Annotated in this window: 1 protein-coding gene; it reads right to left on the bottom strand. The window is 66.4% G+C overall.

The genetic code is table 11. The features are described from left to right. Nucleotides 1-333 (bottom strand): hypothetical protein (locus tag D0817_RS26980; protein WP_202866535.1); only part of this gene is annotated, 333 nt, incomplete at both ends.

A 333-nucleotide genomic window follows, 5' to 3' on the forward strand; every position in this document is an offset into this window, starting at 1 on the left:
CGCCTGTCGATGAACAAGCTGTTGCCCGTGATCCGCTTGGCCTGCCGTTTGGCCTCGGCGGCTGCGGTCGCGATCTGGTGGTGCGAGCAAAATTGACCCGGCTCGACCCTGAGCGCGCCGAGCGAGATCGTCACCAGCGGATTTAACACCGTTTGCCCCAAGCGGTTCTCGCTGAGGTAGCCGCCGCGCTCGCGGTCGCTGCCGCTGAACTGGAGGGCGATGTCGGCCGCGAACGCGGCGATGATGGCCCGGTAGCGCTCCTCGCAATCCTCGCTTTGCAGCAGCAGCAAGAAGTCGTCGCCGCCGATATGGCCGACAAAGTCGCGCGCGCCG

The sequence above is a fragment of the Flavobacterium cupreum genome (assembly GCF_003996965.1).
Lineage (GTDB): Bacteria > Bacteroidota > Bacteroidia > Flavobacteriales > Flavobacteriaceae > Flavobacterium > Flavobacterium cupreum.